This window comes from Cylindrospermopsis curvispora GIHE-G1, assembly GCF_014489415.1.
Classification (GTDB): domain Bacteria; phylum Cyanobacteriota; class Cyanobacteriia; order Cyanobacteriales; family Nostocaceae; genus Raphidiopsis; species Raphidiopsis curvispora_A.
On sequence record NZ_CP060822.1, the window covers coordinates 989150 to 1010811 of the forward strand.

Consider the following 21662-nt stretch of genomic DNA (forward strand, 5'->3'; position numbering starts at 1 on the left):
TTGGTGTCTTTGTGGTAAGTAATTAAAACCACAAAGGCACAAGGAGTCCTCTAATTCATTTCAGAGACACACTACAATGAGTAACACTTATCATAATTTAGCAACGGGTGGTTTTACACAAAACTGGACAGATACCACAGGAATTACAATAAATAATGATTGGAGTAATATTCCTAGTATTATTGGTTATAGAGGTGATGATTTAACCAATGCTACTGGAGTTGATCCGCAAACTGTGATTGCCGATGGTACTGGGGTTATTAATGTTATTGCCAACCAGTCTAACCCTAATACAGTTACTACTGGAGGAGTAGCTGAGTTTGAAATTAGTGATCCTGTGGTTTCCCTGCAGGGTTCCGGTACAGCGGATGCTCCTTTTTTATTAATTCACCTAAATACTCTGGGTGTTACCAATATCAATATCTCCTACAACCTGCGTGATATTGATGGCTCGACGGACAATGCAGTGCAGGCGGTAGGTTTGCAATATCGCATTGGAACAACAAGTAATTTCACGAATATTCCTAGCGGTTATGTTGCTGATGCCAGTTCTGGTCCTAGCTTGGCAAATTTGGTGACACCTGTTAGCGCTATTTTGCCCACAGAAGCAGAAAACCAAGCTCAATTACAGGTAAGGATTATCACCACAAATGCCCCAGGTAACGATGAATGGATTGGTATTGATAATATCAATATTGTGGGCACGCCACAAACTGCTTCGGCATCGGGAATAACCCTTACCCAGTCGGGCAACTCTACCGATGTAGCTGAAGGTGGTGGGACTGATACTTACTCTGTGGTGCTGAATAGTCAACCCACCGCCAATGTGACGATCACTATTAATGCGGGTTCACAACTCACTACTAATATTACCAGTCTTACCTTTACGCCACAAGACTGGAATGTTGCCCAAAATGTCACGGTAGCAGCGATTGATGGTGCTAATTTTGAGGGTAATCACACAGGTACATTGACCCATACGGTAACAAGTACGGATACTAATTACAATAATTTGGCTGTTCCCAATATTACTGCTAATATTACTGATAATGAGGCAGAAACTGCGCCTACGATTCAGATTCGCATTACTGAATATATGTATTCAGGTGCAAATGGTGAATTTGTTGAATTAACCAATATTGGCAATACATCGATCGACTTCACGAACTGGAGCTATGACGACAATTCCCGAATTCCCGGTTCCTTCTCATTAAGCGGTTTTGGCACTGTCCAAGCTGGGGAATCGGTAATCTTTACGGAAGCGGCTAATAGCAGTGACTTCCGCACAGCTTGGGGATTAGCGCCGTCGGTAAAGGTGATTGCAGGTTCCAATCAAGGGTTGGGGCGTGCTGATGAGATCAATATCTACAATCAGAATAATCAACGGGTTGATCGCCTGACCTATGACGATGGCACGATCAGTGGTTCTGTCCGCACCCAAAATGTCAGCGCTTGGACAGGTGTAACAAATTTGGGGCTGAATGATGCGACCAAGTGGCAACTCTCTACTGTCGCTGATGCTCAAGGTTCGGTGACATCCACAGGCGGAGATATTGGTAATCCTGGACGCTATGGGATTGGCACTGTGTCAAGCATTGTCTTGACCCAAACCGGTGGCAACACTGGCGTTATGGAAGGTGGCGCAACTGATACCTATACTCTCGCGTTAACCAGCACCCCAACTGCCCCGGTAAATATCAATGTTACGGTCAGCGATGGGCAGACTTTAGTTAGTACGGATGGTGTAAATTTTGGAACTACAGCAATTCTTGCTTTAACAGATATTGTTGCTAAAATAATTACGGTGCGAGCTGTTGATGACAGCATTTTTGAATTCAAGCCCCATACTGGTGCGATCGCCCATACAGTGACTAGCAATGATTCTACTTATAATAGTCTTACTATTCCTAACCTCAATATCAGCATTGGGGATAACGATACTGCTCCTAATCTACCCGCAATCAGGATTACGGAATATCAATACGATGGCAATGGCAGTGAATTTTTTGAGTTGACTAATATTGGGAACACGGCCATTGATTTGACAGGATGGAGCTATGACGATGACTCAAGAATTGCTGGTACTGTTTCACTTAGTGACTTTGGCATCCTGCAGGCGGGGGAATCGGTCATTATTACGGAAGCTGGAGCGGAGATTTTTCGTGCTGATTGGGGACTTGCACCAACAGTGAAAATCATCGGTGGCTTAACCGTTAACCTCGGGCGCGAAGATGAAATCAATATCTTCAACAATAATGGAATCCTTGTCGATAGCTTGATCTATGGTGACAGCACCAGATTCCCCGGTACAGGGCGCACCCAAAATGTCAGCGCTTGGACAGCGGCGGCCAATTTGGGCAAGAACGATATTACCCAATGGGCTTTGTCAACGGTTGGCGATGGTCTAAATTCTTATAACTCCCTGAGTGGTGGTACGGGTAACCCCAGTAGTTATAGCAGTGCGTCTGTGCCAAGTCCCGCAATATTAATAGCGCAGTCAGGTGGCAATACTGCCATTACGGAGGGTGTTTCAACTGACACCTACACAGTGGTACTCAGAAGCCAACCCACCGCCAATGTTACGGTTGATGTGGTGGCTAGTTCCCAATTGAATGTAACTAATACTTCCCTCACTTTTACCCCTGCCAATTGGAATGTGGCACAAACGGTGACAGTGACTGGGGTTGACGATAATTTGTTTGAAGATGCACATACGGGTGCAATCAGCCATAGTGCCACTAGTACGGATACGCGCTACAACCGTATTACTATTCCCTCGGTGAATGTGAACATTACTGATAATGATGTGGCGGTGGGCGCAGTTCCTTCAATTACCGAAAATACCACTTCACCTTTGATCAGTTTAGCGACCACGGGGATAGGCGTATTGAGTGGGGTGATTGGTGATCCCACAGACCCCGCGAGTACCTTGGGCATTGACTTTGCGATCGCTGATGCAGATACGTCTTTAAATAATCTTACTGTGACAGTAAGTAGCAGCAATCAAACGGTTGTCACCAATGGCAATTTGGTTTTGAGTGGCACAGACATAACCCGCAACCTCAAGATCACGCCTACGGGTGTGGGCTTTTCCGATATCACCTTGACAGTCAATGATGGCAATAATGTTGTCACTTACAAAATCAATTACGCGGCTTCCCAAGGTTCTGTTAGCCCCAATACTACTCGCTTCCATACAGGCACCAGTGATGCTTCCACAGCGATCGCCATTGACGATCAATATATGTTGGTTGGAGATGACGAAGATCAACGCATTCGCCTCTACGATCGCACTAAATCGGGCGCACCAATTACCAGCTTCGATTTTGGTTCTGTGACGGGATTAACCTCAGAGGTGGATCTGGAAGGTTCGGTGAAAATTGGCAACAGGATTTACTGGATCGGTTCCCATGGTAATAACTCCAGCAATCAAGATGCTCCCAATCGTGAACGCCTGTTTGCCACCACCATCACAGGTACGGGGGTGAATACCACCCTCACCTTTGCGGGATACTATCAATTTTTAGAAGATGACCTCATCGCTTGGGACAATAGCAATGGTCATGGATTGGGGGTAGGCTTCCTTGGACTTGGTGCAAGTGCAGCTTCGGGTGTATCTGTAAGCGTTGTCAATGGTTTCAATATCGAAGGTTTGACCACTTCTCCCGATGGCAATAGCCTATATGTGGCATTCCGCACACCGCTAGAACCCACTGGCGATCGCACCAAAGCCTTAATCGTTCCCGTTACCAACTTGGGCACCATTCTCAATACCAATGGCGGTACTACAGGATCCGCCACCTTTGGCGCACCAATTCAGCTAGACCTGGGCGGACGCGGCATTCGCAGCATTGAACGCAACAGCACAGGGCAGTATGTGATCATTGCAGGAGCTGTGGGCGCATCCACAAATAGCGCTCCCAATGATTTCCGTCTTTACACATGGACAGGCAACCCTACAGACAAACCCCTATTGCGAGCCACGGATCTCACGGCCCTGGATAGCAATGGCAGTTTTGAGGGCATTGTCACCGTTCCTGAGAACCTCACTGGTGATAGCAAGATTCAACTATTGGTGGATAATGGGGACACCTTTTGGTATGGCAACAGCACTGCTTCCAAGAATTTGAACCAAGACAACTGGCAGAAATTCCGCACTGAAGTGGTGACCTTGGGACCGATCAAGATCCACCAAATCCAAGGTAACGCTGTCAGTCAAACTTCCGCCGGTGGCCGCGCTGATATTAGTCCACTCAATGGTCAGACAGTAACAATCGAAGCAATCGTAGTAGGTGACTTCCAGGCTGGTGATACAGACACTAAGCGGAACTTGAATGGCTTTTACGTTCAGGAAGAAGATACTGATGGAGATGGGAATGTACTTACGTCTGAAGGTATTTTTGTATTTGACGGCTCTAATTCTAGTGTAGCGGTCAGTCGGGGAGACAAGATTAAAATCACAGGAACGATTAGCGAGTTCTTTGGGGAAACCCAACTTACTCCCACAACAGTTACCATCATCAGTTCTGGCAATACCCTGCCCACAGCGGCAAATATTACCCTACCCACTCCTACCACTAGCCTCAGCCAAGGGGGAACGCCTCAGCCAGATTTGGAAGCCTTTGAAGGGATGTTAGTTAAGTTCACGAACACCCTGACGGTGACGGAGATGTTTAACCTCGATCGCTTTAACGAGATCAAGTTAGCTCAAGGCGATCGCCCCCAACAGTTCACCCAGTTTAATAACCCGGATGTAGCGGGCTATGCAGCACACCGGGTGGAGGTTGGTTCCCGCACCATCACTTATGATGATGGGTTAAGTGTTCAAAATGCTCTGATTGGGAATCTGGATGGCTTTGGTCCTATATTTAACACTGCTAGTAATATCCGCATGGGGGATAGAATTACAGATTTATCTGGTGTTCTTAGCTATCAGTGGGCCGGTAATGCTGCCAGTGGTGCAACCTGGCGGGTAAGATCTACTCAGGATGGTCAGAATAGGTTTACTAAGGTAAATGATCGTCCTGTAACTCCTAAGACAGTGGGTGGTTCTATTAAAGTTACGGGTTTTAATGTCCTTAATTACTTCAAAACAATTGATCTGCCTGGTGTGAATACGGTGATTGGTCAAGATCCTCGTGGTGCGGACAGCATGGATGAGTTTAATCGCCAAACGGACAAACTAGTTACTGCCCTACTAGCTATCAATGCGGATGTTTTAGGTTTAGCGGAACTGGAAAATGACTTTTTGGCGGGTTCTAGTGGGAATGGGATTGAGTACCTCACAAATCAGCTTAATGCAAAAGCTGGCGCTGGAACCTATGCCTGGGTGAATCCAGGAACTCAGTTTGTGGGCAGTGATGCGATCGCGGTGGGACTGATCTACAAACCTATGGCGGTGAGTCTGTTAGGGGATGTAGCTATTCTGAATAGTTCTGAATTTATGGATCCTAACAACACAGGGCAGGATCGTAACCGTCCTGCAGTAGCACAAACCTTCCAAGATTTAGCAACTAACGAAAAATTTACGGTAGTAGTAAATCACCTAAAGTCTAAAGGCGCTTCTGAACTAACAGACATCAACTCTCCAGACTACGATCAAAACGATGGTCAGGGCTTCTGGAACAATACCCGGACTAAAGCAATCCAGGCGCTAGTGGACTGGCTCAACACCAATCCTACCAAGGTGAATGACTCAGATTATCTGCTCCTTGGTGACTTTAACGCCTATGCTCAGGAAGATCCGGTGAAAGTGCTAAAAAATGCTGGCTATATCGACCTGGCCTCCGCATTTCATCAAGGGACTACCGCATCCTACGTGTTTGATGGTCAAACCGGTACTCTGGACTATGCCTTTGCCAGTGCAAGCCTAGCACAGCAGGTAACAGGAGCAACAGAGTGGGCGATCAACAGTGATGAGGCCGATGGGATAGACTATAACCTTGACTTCGGAAGAGATGCTGCTATTTTTGATGGTACCACCCCTTACCGATCCTCCGATCATGACCCGGTTATTGTGGGACTTAATCTGGTCTCCTCTGTTAACGAACCTCCTCTAATTATCAGTGGAACCTCTGGCCCAGACAATTTAAAAGCAGGAGTGAACTTTGCTGGTGTAAACCAAATCATATTTACTGGAGCAGGTTCTGATATGGTAGATATTCCCATTGGCGGAGCCAAGCCCAGTCTAGGTTCCAATAGCATCTTCACTGGCAGTGGTGCAGATACAATCTCTGTGGCTGATGGAGATCGGGCCTTTGGTGGTAGTGGGCATGACCAGTTTGATGCCACAGAAGCCACTGGCTACCGGATCTCTGGTGGTGTGGGTAATGATATCTTCTCCCTCGGTGTTAATGGTCGTGCCATCGGTGGTGATGGTGATGACCGGTTCTTCGTGGGTGAAGGTGGAGGTAATATAATCTCCGGTGGTGCTGGTGCGGATCAGTTTTGGATTCTTACTGATGACCCTACCAAATTAAAAGCATCTAACACGATTGTTGACTACACCATCGGTACGGATGTAATAGGCATTGCCAACCAGGTGGCCGACTCTGTGGATGATCTAACCTTGAGTGGTAGTAATATCAGCGTAAATGGTGTGTTAATTGCCACCCTCAACGGGGTGAACGCTGCAAGTGCAACCTTCGTTTTTGGCAGTCCCTTGGCCAGCTAGTAGAGATTAAATTGGCCTGAGCTTTTGTGTTTTTGTGGTGAATTTATACCACAAAGACACAGATTATTGAAGAAATACTTTAACTTAACCCTAACCATACCTTAAACAAATTATCTGTATTTATCCTGTAGAGTTACCAAAGAAGTTTTACCCTCTCAGGAATATCTTTAACTAGATCCTGGGAAAACTGAGATTTCACCGTAGATTCACAGCAAATAAGGAAAGATATGGCAACTGATATAACAAAAATTCTCATTGGCGAAACCACGGCCCTAATTCCCCAGGCCGGCGCCTCCACTGCACCTGAACATTTACTCGATGGTGGTAGCGGTGATACTGACTTCCCTTATGGAAAGTTCAAAGCGATGGCAACCGTGGGTGAAATTGATCCCAAAACCGGGCATGTATTAACAGGTTGGCCCGATGGTCAAGCAGCCTGGCTACTGGATGAAGACACTATCCGCGTTGCCTACCAGTCTGAGTCGTACGCCACCTTCGTCAAAGAAACCTATGGGTGGAAAATGGATAGTGGTGTGAGCTTTACCGGTTCCCACGTCCACGTCATCGACTACAATCGGGCTGCTTTTGCTGACTTCCTCAACAACAACAGTCCCGCCAGCAAGATGTTTGAAGGAGCAGGACATCTATTTAATACCGTATATAACGTTTTTGGTGAAATTGTAGATGGCAAGAATGCTGATCCTAAAGATTTGAGTGCAAAGTGGGGCAACCAAACGGGGGCAGATGGAACCCTTTACGAGTTTGACGAAAGATATCGCCTAACTCAAGGTGACTGGTTCTTCCACTCCTTCTGCGGTGCTTATTACGAGGAAGCGAACAAGTATGGTAACGGTATTGGCTTTGCCGATGATGTGTGGCTGATGGGTGAAGAGTGGAACATTGGTCAGATGTATAGCAGTCGTGGTGGAGATAAATTCTTCACTGACAACACCATGGGTTTGGCTTCCATGGTAGTGGATATTGCCAATAAAACTGCTTACACTGTCCCAGTTTTAGGACAGTCTGGCTACGAGAAAATACTGCCCATCAACTCCGGTCATAAGGACTATGTTGTTCTGGTTATGTCCGGTTATAACCTGGAGGTTGAACCCGCGCCTCTGAAGATCTATATTGGCAAGAAGAATGTGGATGCGGCGGGCAAGGCGATGAATTACAACACAGCTTCTGCTCGCGACGCCTTTCTGGGTCGCAATGGTTTACTCTTCGGTCAGCTCTATGGTATGGCTGCCACCAATGATACCTATGCAGACCTGGGCATTGCCAACGTAGACGCGGATACTGAAATGCTGAATGCCTACACCGCTGATGCAGATGCTCCTGATACTTTCAAAGTGCGTTACTACCCCACGAAATATCGCTGGGATGGCTTCGACACCCCTGAAAATGCTGGTAAAACAGAGGTCTACCGGTGGCTGCAAGATGGTGACACTGTAGGTGGTGTGAAGGAAGCAAATGAGCAACCAGAAGGTTATACCTTCTTCAATGGTGACAGCAAAGTTGAGCACCCAGCAGTAGATCCAGATATCACCCAGTCTCGCTACGTGATCAACCTAACGGATGCCCGTTCTATTTTGGGTATTGACTTTAACAACATCGTTACTGATCTGACCAACGATGCTGACGGTAACGGCTTACCGGATTACCTGTCCGCAGATGTAACTCGAGTCCTGGCAGGTGTGGATGGTGCTCTCGTCTTAGAAACCAATGGTAAAGGGGCAGCTCCTACGGGTCCAAACAACCCCGCTAGCTCTTTAACCCATGCAATTCATGTGGAACAGGGCAAGGCCTACGCAGATCAACCTGATGGTCTCCAGTGGGTCAAAACTTCTGATGGTGACTACCTCATCCTAGATGAAGATTCGGGTAACGATTACGGCGAGCGGAAGTACGTTCTGCCCATTGATTCCGAGACGTTACAATTGACAGATCCTGGTACAGGTTACTTCCTGGCTTCCGCTGGCGGTTCTCTTAACCCCCGTGCTAAGGCCAAGGTTGCTGCCATCCCTGGCACCTTCTCAAGAGCTACAGGCGCTGAGTTTTCCGGTACTTGGAATGTCACCCACTTAGTAGCCAAGAAGGAAGACGGCAGTTTCTACACCCAGGAAGAACTTGATGGAACTGGTGCTCAAAGAATCATTGGTAGTTTGCCATTGGAAGAGCAGACCTTTATCGGTGTGGTGCAGCAAGGTGGGGAATCGGGCGGCATTCTGGCAGAACGCAAAGCAGACCAAGGTGGTCAAATTTTCATGTTCAACATTACGGAACCCCTTGAGTTCGTCAAGCCCCTGATTACTGGCACTCCCAATGCTGACACAATCCAAGCTGGGGTTGGGGAATTTACCGGAGTCAATAGTCTGGTGTTTACAGGTGCTGGCAAGGATGAAGTGGATATCCCCATAGGGGGAGCTAAACTCTACCTAGGTTCCAATAGCATTTTCACTGGCAGTGGTGCGGATACAATCTCTGTGGCTGATGAAGACCGGGCCTTTGGTGGTAGTGGGGATGACGAGTTTGATGCTACAGAAGCCACTGGCTACCGGATCTCTGGTGGTGTGGGGAATGACATCTTCTACCTCGGTGTTAATGGTCGTGCCATCGGTGGTGATGGTGATGACCGGTTCTTCGTGGGTGAAGGTGGAGGTAATATAATCTCCGGTGGTGCTGGTGCGGATCAGTTTTGGATTCTCACTGATGACCCTACCAAATTAAAAGCATCTAACACGATTGTTGACTACACCATCGGTACGGATGTAATAGGCATTGCCAACCAGGTGGCCGACTCCGTGGATGACCTGACCTTGAGTGGTAGTAATATCAGCTTAAATGGTGTGTTAATTGCTACCCTCAACGGGGTGAATGCTGCAAGTGCAACCTTCGTTTTTGGGTAGTTCTCAGCTAGTAGAGATTACCAAATTAGTCTAAGCTTTTGTGTCTTTGTGGTGAATTTATACCATGGAGACACAGATTACTTGTGAAATACTTTAACTTAACTAACCTATTCTTAAACTCATGAGCAAATTTCGCGTTAATCCCTATCTGCAAAATCCCTCTTCCAATGGGGTTTCTGTTACCTGGTTCACTACAGAGGATGTGGACGGTACTCTCACCGTGACTGGCCCAGGTTTGACCAGTCCTTTAGTATTAACCAGTAATCCCACCTTTGAACCCGTACTCGCCTACACCACTGCGGAGCAAAATCAGACCATCACGGGGTTGGCAAATAGTTGGTTAATCGACAACAACAATTACAAGCACAGAATAAATTTAGACGGATTAGATTCAAATCAGACTTATAGTTACACCGTCGCCCAAGGGGGTGCTACCTTTACTTCTACCTTTAAAACTGCTCCCCTTGCTACAGAATGGTCTAGTATTCGCTTCATTGCCATGTCCGACAGTGAAACAGAACCCCGTGGGCGAATCACCTATCGGGAGTGGCAACCAGGTTTATTGGCGGAGGGTTCTGAGCGTCCTAGCTTAACGGGTAGTCAGTGGGCTACCACCTTTGGCACCTCTGGTTCTGGCGCTGCCCAAACCTTGCGCTATGCGCTGACGGAAACTAAGGGGTATCAAGAGAACTTGAATATTGTCAACAGTAGAAACCCGGACTTTTTACTCATGCCTGGAGACCTGGTACAAGGGGGTGGCTACCAACCAGGTTGGGATGAATTTTTCCGTCACAACGCCGGGGAGTTTGATAGTGGGCTGTCTAAGTACGCCATTTTACCCGCCCTGGGGAACTGGGAAAATTTTGGCGCTCTCAACGGGGGGTATGGTACGGATGCTGATGGCCGTTTTGGACCAAAGTTTGGGCGAGATAAGTACCATGTTTACTTTGATAGTCCGGAAAATGGAACTCCAACTCACCGGGACAACTACTACCGGGTAGACTATGGTCCTGTGACTATCCTCACTCTAGATAGCTCTAATGGGGAACCGGATGATCGCCGCAGTAACTATGGTGGTTCGGGTCAGCCACCTAAGGTCACTGGTACTACTTTTACTGATCCGGGAAAAGACACCCAGGATAATTATACCCGTCAACAGTACGAAAGCTTTGGCGGTACTGATCTGGCAGACTTTAACCCCGGTAGTACTCAGTGGAACTGGGTAGAGGCCCAACTTCAAGATGCCCGCGCTAATGGTCAAATCATTTTTGTACAGTTTCACCATGTTCCCTATAGTAGTGGCGAGCATGGACAACCTATGAATCATGACTTATCCACTGGTCAGGGCGGTACACCTCTACGCCAATATCAAGGAATGTTTGAAACCTATGGTGTTGCTGCTGTTCTCTCTGGTCATAGTGAGATGTTTGAGCGTAGTTTTGTCGATCAAAATGCAGATGGCACTGGGGTCACTTACTACGATGTTGGTGTGTCCGGTGATGGATTACGGGGTGAAAAGCGCACGGGATCTGGGGTGAGTACTCCTTTGCTTAGTTATAATGAGTACAGTCAGTGGACTGCCGATCAAAGTGAAGCGGAGGTTTGGAAAGTGATTGATGGTGTGCCTCAACTCGTGGACGGAGGCAAACATTATGGTCATTTGGAGGTAAATATTGAACCTTTCACTCCTATAGCAGGAATCACTGCCAAAATTGAGTTTACGCCGGTCTACAGTTTCCCCATTCTGGATGCAACCTATAACCTTGTGGCAACTGAGCGCCGCGTTTATGATGATCCGGTGGTTATGCTGGTCACGGATGAAGGATCGGTGATTAATATTCCTTTAACTCCTGAGGCTACTGTGGCGGTCTTAGAAGCTAAGCTAGTCACTACTACACCAGGATCTGATATGGTCATTGCTAATGCCCCCAATAGTCAGGCAGATGGTATCAATGACCTGATCTTGACCGGAGCTGGAAATGATGAGGTGGATACTACTTTGTCTTTGCCCCTAACTCTGAAGGGACAAAATCGTATTTTTACGGGGAGTGGTAGTGATATAATAACGGTAAATGATCAGGATCGGGGTTTTGGCGGCAGTGGTAATGATGTATTTTATGCCACAGATGCCAGTGGCTACCGGATCTCTGGTGGTGTGGGTAATGATATCTTCTACCTCGGTGTTAATGGTCGTGCCATCGGTGGTGAAGGTGATGACCGGTTCTTCGTGGGTGAAGGTGGAGGTAATATAATCTCTGGTGGTGCTGGTGCGGATCAGTTTTGGATTCTCACTGATGACCCTACCAAGTTAAAAGCATCTAACACGATTGTTGACTACACCATCGGTACGGATGTAATAGGCATTACTAACCAGGTTGCCAACTCTAAGGGTGACCTCACCTTCAGTGGTAGTGATATCAGCCTAAATGGTGTGTTAATTGCTACTCTTAACGGAGTGAATGCTGCAGGTGCAACCTTCGTTTTTGGGTAGTCCTCAGCTAGTAGAGATTACCAAATTGGTCGGCGTTGCATATTTGCGGGATGAATCAACTAAACGCGGGTATTACTTCATACTTTAAATAGTGAAGTAATAATTTAATTGAATACCTAAGCATATCTACAGATTTTGAATAGCATAGCGTTTTTCTATGTAGTCGCGCTAAGTAGTGACGTAAACGTGTATTTTCACCCTCTACCCTAGTCATATATGTTTTGCTCACAATATGATCCTCTGGCTGAATAAAACTCGGATAAACCCTCCACCCATCAGTAACATAAAAAAAGCATTGCCAGAGTTTAACGATGTCCCACAAAGGTTGAAATGCTTGTGAGCTGTGGTCTCCCACAACCCAAGCCAGGATATTTTTACGGAAGTGATTTACTGCTGTCCACAACCATATTTTGTTTTTTTTTGATCCCACAAAGGTCTCCAACTCATCAAGCTCACCTACCAAGGGTGTTTCCTCAACTGGTGGAGCATCTGGAAGTATGGAACCAATTTGTTTTAGCCAGTAAATAATAGTTGTATGATGAACGCCTTTATCGCGTTCAATTGCTCTAAATCCCATACCGTTAATACAAGAGCGCAGGCAACTTTGTTTAACTTCTTCTGAATAACCTTTAGGTGGACTATAGACATCGATAAATTGACGACCACAATCAGCACAAATGTGATTTTGTTTACCTCGACATTTGCCATTCTTTCTGATTTTGGAAGACCCGCAGTTTGGACAATGCACAGTAGATTACCTCAATTCATACCTCTATTATGCAACGCCCGAAATTGGTCTAAACTTTTGTGTCTTTGTGGTGAATTTATACCATAGAGACACAGATTACCGATGAATCATGACTTATCCACTGGTCAGGGCGGTACACCTCTACGCCAATACCAAGGAATGTTTCTTAATAGCTTTAGCTAAGGACTTCACAGCTAGGTCCACCTGTTTCTGTTAGGGAGTGCTTCGCAATCACAAGAAAATCGCCGGCACGGAAGCCACTTGGCTTTAGACAGGAAGTGCCAACGGCGAATTTATTCGCCTTGATATTTAACCGTGATGCGGATCTTCAATATACCTTTTAATAACATCTGCTGAAACCTGTCCAGCAGTGGAATAAAAATAACTATTAGTCCATAGGCTAGGAAGTTTAAGTAATTCAGGAAATTTTCGTCTTAACAAGCAAGATGACCGTCCTTTAAAAGCTTTAACCACTTGATTTATAGCATGGTTGATGTTCTACAAATAAATGAACATGGTGCAACCTCAAGAGCGAGGATATCCCAGTCTTTTTCTTTGGCTAGTTCGTAAATTACCTGTCGAAGGCGTTTAGCTATCTCTCCAGATAATACCTTTTTTCGGCGTTTAGGTATCCATACAAGATGCACTACTGCATTACCTTTTGAGTGATTTCCTATTCTGTATTCCAGTGTTGTCTTCATATTGTTTCGTGGCTGCTATTGACAAGTAAATCATATCTCAACTATACTTTTGAAATCAACAAACATTGAAGGTCGAACAATGTACGGATGCCAACAAGTTCTTATCAAGTCCGATAAATCAATAACAGCCATATTGGAGTACGTCTGCACAGAAGCTAAAAAGCTGACAAATTGTGGCGTTTACTATTCTAGGCAGATGTACTTTAAAACTGGTTATATTCCTAGTAGAGCAGATTTGCATAAACAACTAGGAACTTATCAGAAAAACGTTCATTATCAGGCATTGTATTCTGATACTTCTCAACAAATACTAACTAGTGTAATAGTATTGATTTGGGGTCTAAAAACAATCAGAAGTTTGTCCAAATTCCCACAGCAAGATTAAAAGACCGTATTGCTCAATTATGTAAACAATACGGAATAGATTTTATTGAAACAGAAGAATCATACACTTCTCAATCATCGTTTTTTGATTGCGACAATATACCTAAATTCGGTGAAAAACCCGAAGGGTGGGAAGCAAGCGGGAAACGAGTTAGTCGTGGAGTATATGAAACTTCTGATGGGTTCAAAATTAATGCGGACTGTAATGGTGCTGCTAATATTTTGAAAAAAGTAGCGGTGATGCTAGGAATTGATCTTAGCGGAATCAGTAGAGGCTGTTTAAGCCAGCCTCAGAAAGTTCGTTTATGGACTCTTCAGAAATCTCTGTGTCTTCAGACCGGAGAAGCTTAATTCCCCCCGCTTTTACCTTGTAATCGCGTACATCCCGCATGCCAATTAATCCTAAAGAATAGGGAAACCCCTGAGGACGATTGGGATACCCCGATCTCAATTGTCGCAAAACTCCAATTAAACTTTGATCACTGAGAGCATCAATTTCATCCAAAAATACGACTAAGGGTCGTTCAGAGGTTGCAGCCCAGGCGCTTAAAAAAACGTTTAATTTAGACCTGGTTTCCATACCAGGCCAATAGGTTGGCTGTAAGTTTGGAGGTAACCGAAAACGGATAGACTGTTTCCACTCGCTCAATATGGCCTGTTCAGCTGAGTCTAGGTCAGAGGAAAAGGGTGCTCCTACCTCCAAAGACAACATTACAGCAGTGTACTCACCACTAGCTGTTAACTCCTGGGCTAAGGCCAACATAGCAGTGGTTTTACTTACTTGTCGGGGAGCATGGATAACAAAGTAATTTTGCTGGTTAATGAGAGAGCGTAGTTCCGGTAGTCTTGCGGTGGGTGGCAACATGTAGTGGATATCGGCTTTACAAGGACCAGCGGTATTAAAGTGTTTCGACATGGTGAGTTGTCAGAAGCGAGAGTTTATGGTATGGTTTCTCTACCAATTCTATTTGCCCTGTGTTATTTATCTCAACAATTCCTGAAATTCCCTGTTATGCCTAATTTGAAGAAAGTCTTTATCCGCTTTTGCTAGTTCAGTATATTTTTGACGTTCCATCTTAATAGCTTTAGCTAAAGACTTCACAGCTAGGTCTGCCTGTTTCTGTAAGGCATAATTACAAGCCTTATTATAATATGCGGCAGCGAAGTTCGGATTGATGCTAATTGCTTGATTATAGGATGCCAAACCTTCTTGGTAGCGTCCCAGTTTTGTCAGGGCAATTCCCTTATTTATCCATGCCTCAAATTTATTTGGCTCAATCACTATGGACTCATTATACGACCTTATTGCCTCTTCGTAACGATCTAATGCTGATAGGGCATTACCCCGATTATACCAGGCTTCATTTTTGTTAGGGCGGAGGGCGATCGCCTGATCATAAGATTTCAATGCTTCCTGGTGGCGTTTTAGGGACAGTAGGGCATTTCCCCTGTTTACCCATGATGGTATATTATCCTTTTGAATTGCAATTGCCTGATTATAAAGCTGAAGTGCTTCTTCGTAACGTCCAGTATTTAAGAAACCATTGCCCTGACTCAATAGATTTGCGACTTTTTGACTATCCTGAACTTGCGCCATTAGCTGCGCTACGTTATTTTCCCGAACAATTTGTCTTGTATATTCCGTAGAAGATTGGGCTGCATCAGCACAGCCACTTACTAGGAAACCAATCAACCCAGATGTAATCAAGCGTCGAAAAATAACCATACTACAACTACGCAAAATATCATCTCCTAGCATAATTTTATGATTGTTCAATCACCCAATGAGGTATCTAAATCAACCAGAATAGGACTAATTATCTTTTATTTTCCACGTTCAAAAATGAAGATTTCAACAAAACTAGTAAAAACAGACTAAGAGTACGTTAGGTATGCGTGACAAGCACCAAATCATTGAGGAGGCGTGTGAAGGGAAACTTTCATGCACGGTTTTGAAGACTAACGGGGTTGGTGACAACCTCGTTGAGTTTAATTCCTCAACCCAACCCACATTATATTATATTTATAATTTTCTAATCGAAGCCTTTCCTGGTATTTATTCCGTATGGGCAAGGCTCTCTATACCTATATTATGTAGCTTAAACTACATTCCAAATTTAGAATTTCTGATCCTTATTGGGAAGGCTTTACATTTGAGGCACTTCTTGCTAAAGTTAGGCCGACTTTAGTGAGAATTGCCTAAAAATATCCGCTATTGCGGTAAAATGTCACAATAAAAACCAAAATACAGTCAACATTTTAAATATAAACATGGAACAACATCATTCAACAGTTATAATTACTGGTGCATCCTCCGGTGTGGGATTATACTCAGCTAAATCCCTAGCAGCCAGGGGTTGGCATGTGGTTATGGCTTGTCGGAACCTAGAAAAAACCAAAACCGCAGCTCAAGCAGCAGGAATTGCTCCGGATAGCTATACTATTATAAATTTAGACTTAGCGTCATTGGATAGTGTCAGAAAATTTGTACAAGAGTTCAGATCCACCGGTAAAAATTTGGACGCTTTAGTTTGCAATGCGGCTATTTACATGCCCTTGCTAAAAGAGCCTTTATATAGTCCAGATGGTTATGAGTTGAGTGTGGCCACAAACCATTTGGGTCATTTTCTCCTATGCAATCTCATGTTAGAGGATTTGAAAAAATCCCCTGCTCCCGAACCAAGGTTAGTAATTTTGGGGACAGTTACCCATAACCCGAACGAGCTAGGAGGTAAAATTCCCCCTCGACCTGATTTGGGGGATTTACAGGGTTTTGCAGCTGGATTTAAAGCTCCCTATTCTATGATTGATGGAAAAAAATTTGAGCCAGTGAAGGCCTATAAAGATAGTAAGGTATGCAATGTCTTGACCATGCGAGAACTGCACCGTCGCTATCATGATTCTACAGGTATTACTTTTAGTTCCCTCTATCCAGGTTGTGTAGCTACTACGGCACTTTTCCGCAATCATTATCCACTGTTTCAGAAACTGTTCCCCATTTTTCAAAAATATATTACTGGTGGATTTGTGACAGAAGAGCAAGCTGGTGAAAGAGTGGCACAAGTGGTTGCTGACCCAACCTATAATCAGTCTGGGATCTATTGGAGTTGGGGTAATAGACAAAAGAAAAATCGTCAGTCTTTTGCCCAAAAGGTTTCTAATGAAGCTAGTGATGATGCAAAAGCTGAAAAGATGTGGAACTTGAGTGCTAAGTTGGTTGGAATCGCCTAAGGAGATGGGGGAATGGGGCACATTATCTACTATTTAGTATCTCCTATATATTTACCATCTAATATTTTCCGAGGTTTGAGCAAGTAATGAGTGTGGAGTCTAATTCAAGTCCCAATTCAAGTCCTGATTCTCACAGTTTATCAGGTGCCCATCTGCCAGATCATCAATTACACCCAGATGATTTTGATGGTAAAGCGGGTGAAAATACGCTGGTATCTGAACATTTATTTGCTCAACAACTCCCCGCTGCTATTTCTTTCTTGCAATCCCCAAAATATACCAATCTTCTCAAAAAGTCTACCTCTATTTTCTCCCACAACACTACCCTAACTTCTGGTGCTAATTCTCAAGATTTTATCTTTACCCTCCTGGCGATCGCCTTAACTATTATCAGTACAACCATTAATAATAATTTTCTGGGTGTTATCAGTACCATATTGACTATTTTCCTATGCACAAAACTACTTTTACCCTGGTTAAGAGCAATTATTAAAGAGTGGGTTTCTCCACAAGATCAGAAGATTTTCCTGGGTTTTATTACCCTTACCTTTGCCATTGTTGGCAGCTTAAAATTCTTTGGTTTAGGTAATGTTATCATCAAGGAGACTGGGAAAATTAATTGGGATGTTTTAGGAAGCGTAGCGGATTGGTTTGGAGCTTTAGGTCAAATTTTTATAGCTATAATTGCAGTTTATGTGGCCTGGAGACAATATATAATTTCCAAAGACCTAACTATTCAACAAAATTTACTAACTATTCAACAAAATATTATTACCCAACAACAAACCATAGATTCCTACTTTCAAGGAATTTCTGATTTGGTCTTAGATGAGGAGGGATTATTAGAAGATTGGCCTCAAGAAAGAGCGATCGCTGAAGGGCGCACCTCTGCAATTCTTAGTAGTGTAGATGCTAGTGGAAAAGCCAAAATACTCAGATTTCTTTCTCGCTCTAAACTCCTCACTCCTTTACAACGTGACCGTCGTCTAGGTAGACCCATTCTTGATGGTATGGGTGGTTATGCTGAAGACAGATTATATGGAACCCGGGTTATAGATTTAGGAGTAATGTTAGCGGGTTCTGATTTATCGAATACTGATTTACGTTGGACCGATTTAACGGAAGTGAATTTAGTTCATTCTAACCTGAGTGGTTGCGACTTAGTCAAGGCTAATCTATCTCGTGCCATACTATATGAGGCAAATATGAGCCAAGCAGATTTTAATGGAACACGGTTGTTCTATGGATCAGCAGAGCAAGCTTCACCTCGTAGTCGTACTGAACCTCCTAACTATCAAACAGGGGAGCATACAGGAGCAGTGGTAGAGAACGTGGATTTTACTGGTGTGCAAAGAATGTCAGAATCAACCCGTTACTACTGTTGTGCTTGGTGTGGAGAGAAATCCAGAACTACCATACCTGGTGGTTGTGAAGGAATACCAAATAAATTGCCGGGAAATGAAAGGAACAAAACCTAACAAATATCATGATAATGTATTTATTCAGTATGAGCAAGGCTCTCTATACCTATATTCTGTAGCTTAAACTACATTCCAAATTTATAATTGCTGGAGAAACCGAATTTTTTCTATCAATCAACCAATTTCAAGTTACAATTTCAAACTAAGTTGATAAGAACATGAGTGATAGAATGCGTGCCATTGTAGTTGACCCTAACATACCAGGGCGCTTAACAATAAAAGAAGTCCCAGCACCCACACCCACTGTGAATGAAGCTTTGATCAGAGTTGCATCAACTTCATTAAATCGCGGTGAAATCAGACGTGCTAGTACAGCTACCCCTGGTTGGCGTCCTGGTTGGGATTTAGCTGGTACTGTAGAAAAATCCGCTGCTGATGGTTCTGGTCCTGCTGTGGGAACACGGGTAGTAGGTTATGTTCCCAGTGGTGCATGGGGAGAGTTAGTCCCAGTACCCACCCATTCTCTGGCCGAATTACCACACTTTGTATCATTTACCCAAGCTGCTACCCTACCGATAGCAGGTCTAACAGCTTACCATATCATGAAAAAAGGTGGTTTTCTACTGAATAAATCCGTGTTAATTACTGGTGCATCTGGTGGAGTTGGTAACTTTGCCATTCAGCTGGCTCGATTAAGCGGAGCAAAAGTAGTTACACATCTACGACAATCTAAATATGAATCTGTAGTCAAACAAGCGGGATCTCGTCACGTGGTCATTGGTGAGGATATTTCATCTGCTCAAGTATACGGACCCTATCACTTGATTGTAGATTCTGTAGGTGGTAATATTCTTGGTCAAGCTCTCAATTTTCTGGACTCTAATGGAACAGCTGTGGTATTTGGAGCTACTGGGGGAAGGGAAGTAACCTTTAACGCAGGCAATCTTTATGCTCTTGGTGGTGCGAGTATATATGGGTTAATAGTATTTCATGAATTGAAACAAGAACCAGCGGCTATAGGGTTAAAATGGTTGTTGGAGCTAGTGGAATCTGCCCAATTACGTCCCCATATTGAGATAGAAGCGTCATGGAACGAAGTTGCCAACATAGCACAAAAGTTGATGGAAAGAAGTTTTCCTGGTAAAGCAGTTTTGCATATTCTATGAGCCCACTTACTGCTAATCTAATATCAATTAGTTGGTTTGTTATCCATCCGTTTGTGGTGGAAGATTTTGCAGAATATCTAAAATGCGGCGGTTTTCAGTTTGTAAACCCCTCACATCCAGTTGTATTTCTCTTACTTCTGATTGTATCTCTCTAATTTCTGATTGCATCTCTCTCATTTCTGTAACCACACTATCAAAGTTACGCTGCATTACTTCAAAATTACGCTGATGTATAGCCACTGTTTCTAGAAGTGCGCTCACAGCTAATCTAATATCAATCAGTTGGTTTTCCATGTTATTTATCCGTTCTTGATTACTCATAACTTCCCCCGGGTGGAAGATTTTGGAGAATATCTAAAATGCGACGATTTTCAGTTTGTAAACCCCTCACATCTAGTTGTATTTCTCTTACTTCTGATTGCATCTCTCTAATTTCTGATTGCATTTCTCTAGTGTCTGATCGCATTTCTCTAATTTCTAACTGTATCTCTCTCATTTCTGTAACCATACTGTCAAAGTTACGCTGCATTACTTCAAAATTACGCTGATGTATAGCCACTGTTTCTAGAAGTGCGCTCACAGCTAGTCTAATATCAATCAGTTGGTTTTCCATGCTATCCATCCGTTCTTGATTACTCATAATTTCCCCCAGGTGGAAGATTTTGGAGAATATCTAAAATGCGACGATTTTCAGTTTGTAAACCCCTCACATCTAGTTGTATTTCTCTTACTTCTGATTGCATCTCTCTAATTTCTGATTGCATCTCCCTAATTTCTGATTGCATCTCTCTCATTTCTATAACCACACTGTCGAAGTTACGCTGCATCACCTCAAAGTTGCGCTGATGTATAGCCACTGTTTCTAGAAGTGCGCTCACAGCTAATCTAATATCAATCAGTTGGTTTTCCATGCTATCCATCCGTTCTTGATTACTCATAATTTCCCCCAGGTGGAAGATTTTGGAGAATATCTAAAATGCGACGATTTTCAGTTTGTAAACCCCTCACATCTAGTTGTATTTCTCTTACTTCTGATTGCATCTCTCTAATTTCTGATTGCATCTGTCTCATTTCTACAACCACATTGTCAAAGTTACGCTGCATCACTTCAAAATTGCGCTGATATATAACAGATGTTTCTAGAAGTGCGCTCACAGCTAATCTAATATCAATCAGTTGGTTTTCCATGTTATCTATCCGTTCTTGATTGCTCATAAAAAACTAAAACTAGCTAAATTCTGTTCTTGGTTCAGGATTTTTGGGCGATCGCAAAATATATTAACAATCTAACATTAGTTAACTTCTTAAACTTCCTGCTTGACAGTCTCGTAACCACAATTTAACAGCTTGCGCAATAACTCCATTACTACTATTTCTAGGTGGGGATATAACTGATTTTAATGGATAGTCACCTGCTTGGCTAAACATCATTACCACTCGCCAACCAGATGGAGTTTTAGTTACAAATAACCAGTGGAACTGTTGTAACTCTATTGATTTTCCCTTGCTATATTGTCGTTCTAATGTGGTAAAAAATAGCTGTTCCACACCTTTGGATACATAACTAGAGTCCGTATTAATATTAGGATTTAAAGGTAAAGATTTAAACTCAGATCTACCCGCTACCATAACATAGGGATAAAGATCAACGCTCAGACCAAGACGACGAGAACGTTGAGTCACCCGATTGGCATAACTAGGTAAATCAAGCATTAACCGAGTAGTTAAATTTTCCCAACTCTGTTGAGAACAAGAAGTGGCAAATTTGGTTTTGGATGGGTAATTTATGGGTTCATAAGCAGTATTTTTAGCGTAAGTAGGAGATAAAAAAACAAATAGGCAGTAATAAAAGGAATAAGGTAGGAGAAATAGTCTATTCACAATCAGATACCTTCCCAATAATCACAAATCATCAATGGTTTAGTCATTAAGCTCCTC

16 protein-coding genes and 1 pseudogene are annotated in these 21662 nt (G+C 43.8%); 8 read left to right on the top strand and 9 right to left on the bottom strand.

What is annotated here, in order from left to right:
- Positions 1-76 precede the first annotated feature (76 nt).
- The 3 genes from IAR63_RS18185 to IAR63_RS04765 all read left to right on the top strand — a co-directional run bounded on the left by IAR63_RS18185 (position 77) and on the right by IAR63_RS04765 (position 12073).
- The gene (locus tag IAR63_RS18185) at positions 77-6673 is read left to right on the top strand and encodes an ExeM/NucH family extracellular endonuclease (protein WP_223007710.1); all 6597 of its coding nucleotides are present in this window, start codon (positions 77-79) and stop codon (positions 6671-6673) included.
- A gap of 623 nt (positions 6674-7296) precedes the next feature.
- Positions 7297-9582, top strand: a complete 2286-nt coding sequence (locus tag IAR63_RS18350) for a calcium-binding protein (RefSeq protein ID WP_235678353.1) — start codon at positions 7297-7299, stop codon at positions 9580-9582.
- Positions 9583-9703: 121 nt separating this feature from the next.
- Positions 9704-12073 carry a metallophosphoesterase gene (locus IAR63_RS04765; RefSeq protein ID WP_187706779.1) on the top strand — a complete coding sequence of 790 codons (2370 nt, stop codon included), beginning with the start codon at positions 9704-9706 and terminating at the stop codon, positions 12071-12073.
- A gap of 55 nt (positions 12074-12128) precedes the next feature.
- On the opposite strand, the gene IAR63_RS04770 is transcribed toward IAR63_RS04765, so the two are convergent.
- Positions 12129-12821 carry an IS1 family transposase gene (locus IAR63_RS04770; RefSeq protein WP_187706780.1) on the bottom strand — a complete coding sequence of 231 codons (693 nt, stop codon included), beginning with the start codon at positions 12819-12821 and terminating at the stop codon, positions 12129-12131.
- 309 nt (positions 12822-13130) lie between these two features.
- A pseudogene (gene tnpA, locus IAR63_RS04775) lies at positions 13131-13522 on the bottom strand (IS200/IS605 family transposase).
- Between the two features lie 196 nt (positions 13523-13718).
- Between tnpA and IAR63_RS18355 the strand changes: the two are divergent.
- Both IAR63_RS18355 and IAR63_RS18360 read left to right on the top strand, forming a co-directional pair.
- The gene (locus IAR63_RS18355; protein WP_235678236.1) at positions 13719-13907 is read left to right on the top strand and encodes a hypothetical protein; all 189 of its coding nucleotides are present in this window, start codon (positions 13719-13721) and stop codon (positions 13905-13907) included.
- Positions 13856-14257 (top strand): transposase, encoded by a 402-nt coding sequence (locus tag IAR63_RS18360; protein WP_235678354.1) that lies wholly within the window; start codon positions 13856-13858, stop codon positions 14255-14257. Before IAR63_RS18355 ends, IAR63_RS18360 begins: the two co-directional genes overlap by 52 nt.
- On the opposite strand, the gene IAR63_RS04785 is transcribed toward IAR63_RS18360, so the two are convergent.
- Together IAR63_RS04785 and IAR63_RS04790 are read right to left on the bottom strand one after the other, a co-directional pair.
- Positions 14172-14822, bottom strand: coding sequence for a P-loop NTPase family protein (locus IAR63_RS04785; protein ID WP_223007712.1), 651 nt, complete (start codon positions 14820-14822; stop codon positions 14172-14174). The genes IAR63_RS18360 and IAR63_RS04785 overlap by 86 nt on opposite strands.
- A 66-nt stretch (positions 14823-14888) precedes the next feature.
- Positions 14889-15665 carry a tetratricopeptide repeat protein gene (locus IAR63_RS04790; RefSeq protein WP_187706781.1) on the bottom strand — a complete coding sequence of 259 codons (777 nt, stop codon included), beginning with the start codon at positions 15663-15665 and terminating at the stop codon, positions 14889-14891.
- 512 nt (positions 15666-16177) lie between these two features.
- Between IAR63_RS04790 and IAR63_RS04795 the strand changes: the two genes are divergently transcribed.
- The 3 genes from IAR63_RS04795 (at position 16178) to IAR63_RS04805 (ending at position 19724) form a co-directional block, all read left to right on the top strand.
- Positions 16178-17137, top strand: coding sequence for a protochlorophyllide reductase (locus IAR63_RS04795; RefSeq protein ID WP_187706782.1), 960 nt, complete (start codon positions 16178-16180; stop codon positions 17135-17137).
- A gap of 86 nt (positions 17138-17223) precedes the next feature.
- The gene (locus IAR63_RS04800; protein ID WP_187706783.1) at positions 17224-18615 is read left to right on the top strand and encodes a pentapeptide repeat-containing protein; all 1392 of its coding nucleotides are present in this window, start codon (positions 17224-17226) and stop codon (positions 18613-18615) included.
- A gap of 161 nt (positions 18616-18776) precedes the next feature.
- Entirely contained in the window at positions 18777-19724 is a 948-nt protein-coding gene (locus tag IAR63_RS04805; RefSeq protein WP_187706784.1) for a zinc-binding dehydrogenase, read from the top strand.
- Between the two features lie 39 nt (positions 19725-19763).
- On the opposite strand, the gene IAR63_RS04810 is transcribed toward IAR63_RS04805, so the two are convergent.
- From IAR63_RS04810 to IAR63_RS04830, 5 genes are all read right to left on the bottom strand, one after another.
- A complete protein-coding gene (locus IAR63_RS04810; RefSeq protein ID WP_187706785.1) occupies positions 19764-20045 on the bottom strand; it encodes a hypothetical protein in 282 nt (93 codons plus the stop codon).
- A complete protein-coding gene (locus IAR63_RS04815; protein WP_115538979.1) occupies positions 20038-20364 on the bottom strand; it encodes a hypothetical protein in 327 nt (108 codons plus the stop codon). Before IAR63_RS04815 ends, IAR63_RS04810 begins: the two co-directional genes overlap by 8 nt.
- The gene (locus IAR63_RS04820; RefSeq protein ID WP_057178071.1) at positions 20357-20662 is read right to left on the bottom strand and encodes a hypothetical protein; all 306 of its coding nucleotides are present in this window, start codon (positions 20660-20662) and stop codon (positions 20357-20359) included. Before IAR63_RS04820 ends, IAR63_RS04815 begins: the two co-directional genes overlap by 8 nt.
- A complete protein-coding gene (locus IAR63_RS04825) occupies positions 20655-20939 on the bottom strand; it encodes a hypothetical protein (protein ID WP_187706786.1) in 285 nt (94 codons plus the stop codon). Before IAR63_RS04825 ends, IAR63_RS04820 begins: the two co-directional genes overlap by 8 nt.
- A gap of 81 nt (positions 20940-21020) precedes the next feature.
- Positions 21021-21605, bottom strand: coding sequence for a protein kinase family protein (locus IAR63_RS04830; RefSeq protein ID WP_187706787.1), 585 nt, complete (start codon positions 21603-21605; stop codon positions 21021-21023).
- Between the last annotated feature and the right edge of the window lie 57 nt (positions 21606-21662).

Excerpts from the sequence above, each read along its gene's own strand:
- IAR63_RS04795 (WP_187706782.1), top strand. The coding sequence starts at position 16,178 with ATGGAACAACATCATTCAACAGTTATAATTACTGGTGCATCCTCCGGT.
- IAR63_RS04810 (WP_187706785.1), bottom strand. The coding sequence starts at position 20,045 with ATGAGTAATCAAGAACGGATAAATAACATGGAAAACCAACTGATTGAT.
- IAR63_RS04820 (WP_057178071.1), bottom strand. The coding sequence starts at position 20,662 with ATGAGTAATCAAGAACGGATGGATAGCATGGAAAACCAACTGATTGAT.
- IAR63_RS04800 (WP_187706783.1), top strand. The coding sequence starts at position 17,224 with ATGAGTGTGGAGTCTAATTCAAGTCCCAATTCAAGTCCTGATTCTCAC.
- IAR63_RS04825 (WP_187706786.1), bottom strand. The coding sequence starts at position 20,939 with ATGAGCAATCAAGAACGGATAGATAACATGGAAAACCAACTGATTGAT.
- IAR63_RS04765 (WP_187706779.1), top strand. The coding sequence starts at position 9,704 with ATGAGCAAATTTCGCGTTAATCCCTATCTGCAAAATCCCTCTTCCAAT.
- IAR63_RS18185 (WP_223007710.1), top strand. The coding sequence starts at position 77 with ATGAGTAACACTTATCATAATTTAGCAACGGGTGGTTTTACACAAAAC.
- IAR63_RS04815 (WP_115538979.1), bottom strand. The coding sequence starts at position 20,364 with ATGAGTAATCAAGAACGGATGGATAGCATGGAAAACCAACTGATTGAT.
- IAR63_RS18350 (WP_235678353.1), top strand. The coding sequence starts at position 7,297 with ATGTTTGAAGGAGCAGGACATCTATTTAATACCGTATATAACGTTTTT.
- IAR63_RS04805 (WP_187706784.1), top strand. The coding sequence starts at position 18,777 with ATGAGTGATAGAATGCGTGCCATTGTAGTTGACCCTAACATACCAGGG.
- IAR63_RS04790 (WP_187706781.1), bottom strand. The coding sequence starts at position 15,665 with ATGCTAGGAGATGATATTTTGCGTAGTTGTAGTATGGTTATTTTTCGA.
- IAR63_RS18355 (WP_235678236.1), top strand. The coding sequence starts at position 13,719 with ATGTACTTTAAAACTGGTTATATTCCTAGTAGAGCAGATTTGCATAAA.
- IAR63_RS04785 (WP_223007712.1), bottom strand. The coding sequence starts at position 14,822 with ATGTCGAAACACTTTAATACCGCTGGTCCTTGTAAAGCCGATATCCAC.